At 69.3% G+C, this 9,088-nt stretch carries 9 protein-coding genes; 4 read left to right on the top strand and 5 right to left on the bottom strand.

Annotated elements, in window-relative coordinates; translation table 11 throughout:
- Positions 1 to 442 (bottom strand): DUF21 domain-containing protein (locus VD972_RS22905; protein ID WP_324990380.1); only part of this gene is annotated, 442 nt, incomplete at its 3' end.
- Positions 443 to 496: 54 nt separating this feature from the next.
- Here VD972_RS22905 and VD972_RS22900 point away from each other — a divergent pair.
- Both VD972_RS22900 and VD972_RS22895 read left to right on the top strand, forming a co-directional pair.
- Complete coding sequence (locus VD972_RS22900) at positions 497 to 1,300, top strand: hypothetical protein (protein WP_324990378.1); 804 nt, start codon at positions 497 to 499, stop codon at positions 1,298 to 1,300.
- Positions 1,297 to 1,836, top strand: coding sequence for a class I SAM-dependent methyltransferase (locus tag VD972_RS22895; RefSeq protein ID WP_324990376.1), 540 nt, complete (start codon positions 1,297 to 1,299; stop codon positions 1,834 to 1,836). Before VD972_RS22900 ends, VD972_RS22895 begins: the two co-directional genes overlap by 4 nt.
- Before the next feature lie 36 nt (positions 1,837 to 1,872).
- Here VD972_RS22895 and aat read toward each other — a convergent pair whose 3' ends face one another.
- Together aat and VD972_RS22885 are read right to left on the bottom strand one after the other, a co-directional pair.
- The gene (gene aat / locus VD972_RS22890; protein ID WP_324990373.1) at positions 1,873 to 2,556 is read right to left on the bottom strand and encodes a leucyl/phenylalanyl-tRNA--protein transferase; all 684 of its coding nucleotides are present in this window, start codon (positions 2,554 to 2,556) and stop codon (positions 1,873 to 1,875) included.
- Positions 2,557 to 2,582: 26 nt separating this feature from the next.
- The gene (locus tag VD972_RS22885; RefSeq protein ID WP_414654102.1) at positions 2,583 to 3,425 is read right to left on the bottom strand and encodes an LEA type 2 family protein; all 843 of its coding nucleotides are present in this window, start codon (positions 3,423 to 3,425) and stop codon (positions 2,583 to 2,585) included.
- A gap of 56 nt (positions 3,426 to 3,481) precedes the next feature.
- Here VD972_RS22885 and VD972_RS22880 point away from each other — a divergent pair, with 56 nt between their 5' ends.
- Positions 3,482 to 4,126 carry a putative metallopeptidase gene (locus VD972_RS22880; protein ID WP_324990370.1) on the top strand — a complete coding sequence of 215 codons (645 nt, stop codon included), beginning with the start codon at positions 3,482 to 3,484 and terminating at the stop codon, positions 4,124 to 4,126.
- A 236-nt stretch (positions 4,127 to 4,362) separates the two neighbouring features.
- The gene (locus tag VD972_RS22875; protein ID WP_324990369.1) at positions 4,363 to 6,528 is read left to right on the top strand and encodes a PhnD/SsuA/transferrin family substrate-binding protein; all 2,166 of its coding nucleotides are present in this window, start codon (positions 4,363 to 4,365) and stop codon (positions 6,526 to 6,528) included.
- A 40-nt stretch (positions 6,529 to 6,568) separates the two neighbouring features.
- Here VD972_RS22875 and VD972_RS22870 read toward each other — a convergent pair whose 3' ends face one another.
- Positions 6,569 to 7,693 (bottom strand): radical SAM protein, encoded by a 1,125-nt coding sequence (locus VD972_RS22870; protein WP_324990368.1) that lies wholly within the window; start codon positions 7,691 to 7,693, stop codon positions 6,569 to 6,571.
- A gap of 281 nt (positions 7,694 to 7,974) precedes the next feature.
- Complete coding sequence (locus tag VD972_RS22865; RefSeq protein WP_324990366.1) at positions 7,975 to 8,880, bottom strand: fatty acid desaturase; 906 nt, start codon at positions 8,878 to 8,880, stop codon at positions 7,975 to 7,977.
- Positions 8,881 to 9,088 lie beyond the last annotated feature (208 nt).

The raw sequence follows: 9,088 nt of genomic DNA, 5'->3' as shown, positions 1-9,088 counted from the left end.
GGTAGAAGAGCAGCACCAGCAGCGACACGAGCCAGGACAGGCGCAGCGCCCAGCCCTCGGGGTTGGCGTTGGCCAGGCCCCGCATCGTCACTTCCATGAGGCTGGCCAGCACGCCCACGAAGAGCGCCCCGGCCGTCACCGTGGCCACCGGGAGCCATGCGTCATCCCCCAGGCGGTTGAAGTCCAGCATCCGCGGCGGGGCCAGGGCTCCAATGGCGGCGGCCAGGAAGCCGCTGAGCACGCTGCCCAGGCGCAGCGCGGTGGCGGTGGCCTCGCGCTCCGTCTTGTGCCGCAGCACCCGCTTCCCGGCGGCACCGTTCAACTCCACCAGCTCCTGGGCACGCAGATCGGACGTGCCGTAGAGCGCCGACTCTGCGGCGGCCACGAGCGAACGGAGAAGGCAGAGGGCCAGGCAGGCGGCCCAGAGGGCCCAGGTAGGCATGGAGCCTCCTTCTTAACCTGTGCTAAGGGGTCGCACCACTTCGCCGGAGGCCTGATGTCCGCACCTGTGTCCTTCCGGGCGGGGCTGGGAGGCGTCCTGCTCGCCTCCCTCCTGCTCCTCCCCGTGAGCGCCCTCGCGTGGCCAGTGGACCTGGTCTTCTCCCTGGAGAGCGGGAAGGACCGCTTTCACAAGCTGACCGCCGTGGACTGGATCGAGGTGGAGGACCCCTCCGTGGCGACCGTGGAGATTCTCCCCGGCAGCAACGAGCTGCTCATCACCGGACACCGTCCGGGGCGCACCCTCCTGCTGCTCTACGCCGAGGGGAAGTTCGGCGTCTGGCGCCTGTCCGTCACCGAGCCGGGCGTCCGGGCCGTGCCCGAGGCCGCGCCGGAGCAGCTGGCCGCCGCGAAGAAGGCGTGTCCGGGGCTCCAGGTGAATGAGGGCACCGAGCGCTCGCTCGTCGTCACCGTGAAGGACGCGGCCTGCCGGAAGGCCCTCATGTCCCTCTTCCAGACGGAGGCCTGGCTGGCGCGAGAGCTGGAGCTCACCTTCGAGCTGGCAGCGCTCCAGGAGCAGCTCGCCGTGCTCACCCCGGGCTTGAAGGCGCTGGGGCTGGAGGCGCGCTACAGCGGCGCGGGCCTCGTGCTCCAGGGGAAGGCCACTCCCGAGGGCCACCGGCGCGCGCTCTGGGAGCTGTTCCGCCAGTCCGTGGGCCGCGTGCCCCTGGAGGACCGCGTGAAGATCGACATGCCCGAGGCCGCGCCCGACGCGGGGCCGGCTCCGGCGGACGCGGGGGGAGTACCGGTGGAGGCCCTGGAGAAGCCCGAGAAGCGCAAGCGTGGAGCACCCGCGAGGTGACAGGGGCGCTGCTCCTGCTCCTGCTGGCCATCCTCCTCGGGGGGATGCTGTCCATCGTCGTCTCGACGCTGCGGACCGGCATCTCCCCCATGCTCACCCTGAGCAAGGTCCGCCGCCAGCTGCTGTCAGTGATCGAGCCGGACCTCACAGGCACGATCCTCGAGCTCGGCGCAGGGTGGGGGACGCTGGCCTTCGCGCTGGCCGATCGCTGCCCTCGGGCGAAGGTGATCGCCTTTGAGGTGTCCCCGCTGCCTTGGGCCTTCTGCTGGTTGCGCCAGCGCCTCGCCCCACGCTCCAACCTCGAGCTGCGGCGCCAGGACTTCTTCCGCGCCTCTCTTGCGGGTGCGTCGCTCGTCGTCTGCTACCTCTTCCCAGGGGCCATGTCCCGGCTGGCGCCCAAGCTGCTCGCGGAGCTGTCTCCCGGTACACGCATCCTCAGCCACACCTTCGCGCTCCGCGGTTGGAAGCCCTTGCGCACGCTCGTGGTGGATGACTTGTACCGCACCCCCATCTATCTCTATGAGAGAGGCCCGTAGCCGCTCAGGTCATCCGTGAACACGGAGCGCCATGCCTCACGTCCACGGGCCGCGGAGGGTGGGCTCCTTCAGCGCCCGTGCCAGCGCAGTGAGGAAGCGACGGCGCGGCCAGTGCTCGGCACCGAAGCGGGCCAGGTGCTCGGTCTCCACCTGGCAGTCCACGAAGTGGAAGCCCCACTGCCGGAAGCGCTCCACCGCGGTCGCGAAGGCCACCTTCGAGGCATCCGGCCCGCGCGCGAACATGCTCTCGCCGAAGAAGGCCGCGCCCAGCGACACGCCGTACAGGCCCCCCTGCAGCTTGCCGTCGGCCCAGGACTCGATGGAGTGCGCGTAGCCCAGCCGGTGCAGCGTGACGTAGCCCTCGCGCATCTCGTCGGTGATCCACGTGCCGTCCTGGCCAGGCCGAGGCGCCTCCGAGCACGCGGCGATCACGTCCGCGAAGGCCGTGTCCCAGCGCACCTCGTAGGTGCCCGCCTTGAGCGTCTTGCGCAGGCTGCGGCCGACGTGGAGCTTGTCCGGCTCCAGCACGAAGCGCGGATCGGGCGAGTGCCACATCAAGGGGTGGCCCTCGGCAGGCCAGGGGAAGATGCCGCGAGCGTACGCCGCCAGCAGGCGCTCCGGCCTCAGGTCCCCGCCCACCGCCAACACGCCGCTGCGGTGTGCCTTCTCGGGAGCAGGGAAGGCCTCTGGATCTTCGGGATCGAGCAGGTAGATGGGCACGCCCGCAGCCTATCGGGAGCCGGTCCTTACTTGGAGACGTTGAGCTTTACGTTCCCGTCGAGGGAGTAGGGCACCTTCAGCAGCGGGCCCGTCAGCTCGCCCTGGAGCGTGTAAGGGAGCACACCCTTGGAGATGAGCGCCTTCACGTCCGAGCCCCAGGTCGACGGCGACACCGAGGCCTCCAGCGGGTACACGCTCGTGGCCGAGGCCTCCACCGTGTCGGCCTTGGCCAGCGTGCCCTCGCCCAGCGACTTGCCGCCCACCAGGAGGGTATAGCCGAGCTGGTCTATCCGCAGCGGGAAGGGGTTCGGGTTCCTCACGCCCACGCGGTAGGTGAGGTTCACCTCCGAGGAGGAGTAGCGCGCCGCATCCAGGCTCTCCAGCACCACCTCGGGGAGCCGGGGCACGCGCACCGATCTCGAGGCGGCGAAGGGGAGCGTCTCCACCTCCTGCCCCGAGCGCACCGTGAGCGTGCCACGCAGGGCCAGCAGTATCGTCCCGCCCTTCTGGCTCAGGACCTTCAGGTCCTCCGGACTGCGCACGTAGGGGGCGCGCTCCTGGAAGGAGAAGGAGGTGGCCTGGTGGGCGGTGAGGGGGACGTTCAGCGTGGCCGTCCCTGTCTTCACCACCTGTCCTTCGGCGACGAGCTCATAGTCCGCCCTCTCCAGGACACCGGGGACGGGGCTCACCACCTGACCGGCGTAGTGGACGGTCGCGTCCGTCAGGTTCTGGGTGGGGACGGTGGCCTCCTGGATCGCCAGGGTCGGCGGGCTGGAGGGCTTGGAGGGAGCCGAGGCACACCCGAGCCACAGGGCGGCCAGCGCGGGGACGAGGAGCTTGGAGCGTTCAGAGGGCTTCACGGGCAACATTGTGGAGGGCGCACCGGCTGCTCCCAAGCGCTTTTCCGCTAGACTGTCCACCACTCGTGGCCACACGACGCCCCAACTTCAACAAGGCGCTCCGCGCCCTCATCCGTGACATCGCCGCTCGCATGCCGGAGTTCGGCCACGTGAAGGCCAGCCGCATCCTCGTCGTCGCCGGTGAGGCGCGCCGGGCCTCTCGCGGCACGGTGAAGCCCCTGTGCTTCCGAGGCGGCAAGAGCACGGACCGGACGGGCCGGCGCAAGCCCATCGTCCGCATCCGGGGCCGGCGGATGCTCTACTGCATCACCCTGCGCCCGCTCTTCTTCCGCGGCTCCACGGCGAAGGCGCGCATCGAGACGGTGATCCACGAGCTGTTCCACTGCTCGCGCCGCTTCGATGGGACGCTGCACTCGGGGCGGCGGCATGACGTGCTGGGCAGGGACTTCGCCCGGCGCCTGCGGCCGCTGGTGCGGCGCTACCTCAAGGCGTGCCCGCGGGAGCTCAAGGCCTCCTTCGCCCACCGAGGCGAGGTGCGGGTGCTGCAGTGGCTGGAGCGGCCCGGTCCCTCCTACCTCCCGGGCCCCTCGCGCGTGCGCGTGCGCAAGGTCTACACGGAGGACCAGCTCTTCTACGGCATCGTCCGCATGGTGACGCCCAAGCCCCGGGTGGCACGCGAGCCTGCCCCACGCTCTCCCAAGGTGCACTGACCCCCAGGCCCATGGGGGTTCGCAGTGACCCGCTCGGGCTGAGGCCTCCTCAAGCGGTTCCATGCGGCTGGCGCTCGCCGCACCCACAAGAATTCTCCACCGTCCTCAAGCCTTTACGCTCCGGGTGAAGGAGGAGCCCGCTCCGAGGTGCGGAGATCCAGTGTATTCGGCGCAGGACGTTCGGCATGCTCGGCCCGTCGGGGAGTTGTTGGAGTTCAAGGGGCAGGAGAACGGGTTTGTCATTGCTGAGCGCTCCCATCCGATTTCTCATCTACCCCTCGCTGGGAGAGGTCAGGGAGCATGTCCGGATCGAGTTCTTCGGCAGGCTGCTCTCCCAGCGGGCGGGGCGGCCCATCGTGGTGGAGCTGGCCCGCACCTACGAGATGGTCGCGCAGGAGCTGGCCGCGGGCCGGGTGGACATGGCCTGGGCCACCGCCGAGCAGTGCAATGCCTTCGAGCCCCAGGCCCACGCCGTCCTGCGCGCGGTGCGCTCCGGGCGCTGGCACTACCACGCGGCCCTCATCTCCCGGCTGGAGAACCCCCTCTCCCTGGAGACGCTGAAGGGCGCGCGCGCGGCCTGGGTGGCCCCCCTCTCCACGGGTGGCTACCTGCTGGCTCGTCGCCACCTGGAGGCGCGCGGACTGGCTCCTGACGAGCTCTTCGCCGAGCAGCAGTTCCATGGGAGCTACCGCAACGCGCTGCTCGCCGTGCTCCAGGGCCAGGCGGACGTCGCGTCCCTCTTCACCACGCACCCGGACGAAGTCTCCGTGCGCGCCGGCCTGGCCCAGCGCGTGGGCGCCTCCGAGCACCTGCTCACCCCCTTCGCCTTCACCGAGCCCACCCTCTCCGATGGGATCATCCTCACCCGCCGGCTGTCCGAGGCGGATGCCGCCGCGATGATTGCAGCCCTCACGGCGATGAGCCACGACGGCAGGGGCATGCAGCCGCTGCTCGGCCTCTTCGAGATCGACGGCTTCGCCCTCGCGCCCGACTCCAAGGCCTGGCGGCCTCCGGCTCCGCCCCACCAGCGTGCGGAGTACCTGGCGGTGGAGCTGGACGCGGAGGAGCGGTACCAGAGCATGTGCTCCTCCGCCGGCCTCGTGTTCGGCCGGGACGTCCATGGGAGGGAAGGGAGCACCCTGATGCAGGTGCTGCCTCCCGATGCGGGAGCATCCCTGGAGGCGCTCGCGCGGGCGGCGCGGCACCACGGCATCGGCGGACGCGCGGAGTACCGCCTGGAGGTGAATGGGCAGACGCGGCTCTACGCCGCCGAGGCCACCCCACAGCCGGCTCCTCCGGGGCAGCCCGCTCCCGGCACCGCCCTGCTGGTGCGCGACATCACCGAGCAGCACGAGCTGGAGACGGAGCTCTATCGCCTGGCCTCCTTCCCGCTCCTTCACCCCGAGCCGATGCTGGAGCTCGGTCAGGATGGCACCCTGCACTACGCCAACCCGGCTGCCCATACCGCCTTCCCGGATCTGCTGATGCTGGGCATGCGCCACCCGCTGGTAGAGGCCGCGCTGGCGTCGCTCCAGCAGGGCCAGGCACAGGGGGGAGTGCCGGTGGTGGAGATCTCCCACCAGCACTGGGAGCTGGTGATCTCCTCGCTGCAGGAGGCTGGGGTCATCCGTGTGTTCGCCAAGAACGTGACGACGCGCAAGCTGATGGAGGCGCGTCTGCTCCACGCCGATCGCATGGCGGCCCTGGGCACGCTGGCCTCACGCGTGGGCCACGAGATGAACAATCCCCTGGCCTACCTGATGGCCAACCTCTCCTTCGCACGTGAGGAGATCACCCGGCTCCGGCAGGCGATCCGTTCCGGGAAGAGCGAGGGAGTCCTGGACGAGTTCGACGAGGTCCTCGAGGCGCTGGGCGAGTCTCGCGAGGGCGCGGATCGGCTGCGGCTGATCGTCGAAAATCTCCACCTGCTGGTGCGCGAGCCTCTCGCACACCGGGCGTGGGTGGACGTGCAGCATGTGCTGGAGGACGGGCTGAGTGTGGTCAGCAATGATCTGCGCCACCGCGCCCGGCTGGAGAAGGACTTTCAGCCCGTACCGCTGGTGGAGGCGGACGAGGCGCGGCTCGGGCAGGTGTTCCTCAACCTGATGCTCAACGCGGTGCAAGCCATGTCCGACCGGGAGGCGGCGCGCAACGTGCTGCGCGTGGCCACCCGCACCAGCCCGGCCGGAGAGATCATCGTGGAGATCAAGGACACCGGCGAGGGGATGAAGCCCGAGGTGATGATGCGCCTCTTCGAGCCCTTCTTCACCACCCGCCCCGGCAGCACGGGCATGGGGATGCCCGTGAGCCACGCCATCGTCACCAGCCTGGGCGGCACCCTGCGCGTGGAGAGCGAGCCCGGCGTGGGGACCCGCGTCACCGTCACCCTGCCGGTGCAGTGAAGCGGACCCCGCGGGTCGCTTCGCTCCCGGCCGCTCCGCGTCAGTGCACTGGCGCCTGAGTCGTTCCGGGAGCCCAGCCAGCGGGTGGATCCAGGCGCGCCAGGGTGGGGAGCACCAGCTCGTCAGGGCGTCGGCGGTAGTTCTGTCGCAGGAAGATCCGGGCGCGCACCTGCGGGGAGCCGTAGTGCAGGTCGATGCGGCGCGTCGCCTTCGCCCACTCCTTCATCGTGCGCACCGGGGACAGCGTCTCCATCAGGAAGGGATCCAGGTGCCGCGCGAGCGCACGCTCCCAGAGCACCTGCGCGGGCTCCTCCAGGAGGTTGCCGACGGTGCCCTCGTAGATGGGCATGCTGCGCACCGCCCCGTCCGGCTCGACGTGCATCAACCCGCGGAAGGCCTTGCCGCTGGCGATGTGGTCCGGGTGCATCTGCAAGGAGAGCCCGTCCGTCGTGCCCACGCGCACCGAGGCGGGGGCCAGCGTCTGCAGGTACCGCGTGAAGCCGGAGTTCCCCATGAGCCACAGCTGATCATCCGTGAGCAGCTCGTGGTCGGCGTAGCCCGGCCGGCTGGCCAGCCCCGAGGGGATGGCCGCTCCCAGCAGGAGGAACTTCATCTCTGGGAACCGGGGGGCGATCGCCGTGCAGAACTCCTCCAGCTGATGGAAGTTGCTCCGCACCACCACAGAGTCGATGCCGAAAGACAGCGTCTTGCTGCCGAGCTGCCGCTGCTCGCGGACCGCCGCGTCGAGGAGCGCCAGGCCTCTCATGGCCCGCTCGAAGGAGCCCGGCTTGGCGCGCAGCGTGTCGTGCACCTTCGCCGTCGCCCCATCCACGCTCACGTGGACCGTGGAGAAGGACCGGACGATGTCCGGTACCAGCCGCTCGTCGAGCAGCCACCCGCTCGTATAGAGCCCCACAGGGATGCCCGCCTGAGCGATCCGCTCGACGACCTGGAACAGGCCCTTGACCAGCAGCGGCTCGCCCCCGCTGAACTGGATTGACTTGGGACGCAGAGAGATGAGCGCGTCGGCCACCCGGAACATGTCCTCCAGACTCAGCTGGCGAGACGCCCGCCGGCCTGACTCCGAGTAGCAGTGCGTGCACCGCAGCGGGCACGCGTACGTTACGTCCCAATTAATGGACCAGGGCTGATCAAGAGCACTCATCAGAAAGGAACTTTGAAGGAAAAACGTGAATATTTCAAAATCACGCAGTCGATCGCGAAATACATGATTTGCAGGTATCGGCGTGTTTGAAGGCTTTGTCGGGAGATGCTCCTGTACTGTCCCAGGGTCTGGAATGACGGCCACCCAGGCTCAGCGCTCTCGCCTGGAAGTGTTAAAATCAGGACAAAATGCCCGAGTGGCCTTGGCGTGTCACCTGGTGGTGCTACGGCCGCGGCTCCCAGGCTCGCCGGGTCCTCGGTGACGAAGCGCCGGGGGCGGGACTACGAGGGCGTGCCGGAGGTCTCCGGGGCAGGACCATGAATGGGCATGGACTCCTCGCGGTGGCCGGTGGCTTTCCGGAAGGAGGCCACGCGAGCGATCCACGAGGGGTGGATGGGCGCTGGCACGGCCTGCAGCGAGGGCCGGTGCTGGCCCTGGCGGAGGAGCTCCTCGGTGAGTGCGGGCAGGGCGCGCCATGGCACCTGCGGCTTGAGGTGGTGCGCCTGGTGGTAGCCCGCGTTGAAGAAGTAGCGGTTGTAGAAGGGCGAGGTGGACGTCACCGCCAGCGCCGTCCGATCCGTGGAGTCCGAGCTCACGTGCGCCGCGAGGTTCAGGTAGTGGATGCTCGTCTGCCCCACCAGGAGCATGGCCAGCAGGGAGAGTCCCAGCGACGGCTGCCACAGGATCAGCGCCAGCAGCGCCCCATCCACCACCGCGAAGTCCAGCAGCAGCTCCAGCTTCTGGCCGCGCGTCTTGCAGCCGCTCCACACCTTCCCCACCGCCTCCCACGGCCAGAACCACGGCGTGAGCGCCCAGCGTACGCAGTAGTGGAGCGCGCCCTCGCCGGGCCGCGGACGTCCCCAGTCTCCCGGGCCGTCGTTGTACTTATGGTGGTTGAAGTGGTGGATGTAATAGCCGCGGTAGGCAAAGCCGCACGCCAGCCCCAGCGTTCGTGACACCAGCCACTTGAGCGCCCGCGGCCTCGCGATGGGCACGTGCATGTGGTTGTGCAGCACCGCGTAGTTCCAGAACATCACCGCCCACCCGACAACCATCGCGGCGATGCGCGGCCCCACCGACCAGGAGCTCCAGCTCCACAGCACTCCTGCGAACCACGCCCACCAGAGCGCGTGGACCGCGAGGTTCGGGACATCCAGCCGCGGGGCGTGAGAATCGGGCGTGGGCATAATTTTCCGATTACTCCGAGATTTCCGGATCCCAGTGTACCTGAACCGCCCGCCGAGTTCCCCGAAGGAATGACAGGCCGCCGCTTTTTCACGGCACACCGGATCGGACACCTGGGTCGATATTGGGACCGCCCACGCCCACCGTCCCCCCCTGCCACGGTGTGTCTCGTGCGCCCTACGTGCAACCCCTCGCCGTGGAAGAAATCGC

Origin of the sequence: Hyalangium sp. (assembly GCF_035629615.1) — a bacterium.
Taxonomy (GTDB): domain Bacteria; phylum Myxococcota; class Myxococcia; order Myxococcales; family Myxococcaceae; genus Hyalangium.
Note: the sequence above shows the minus strand (reverse complement) of the source record. Positions and strands in the feature narration are given on the sequence as shown.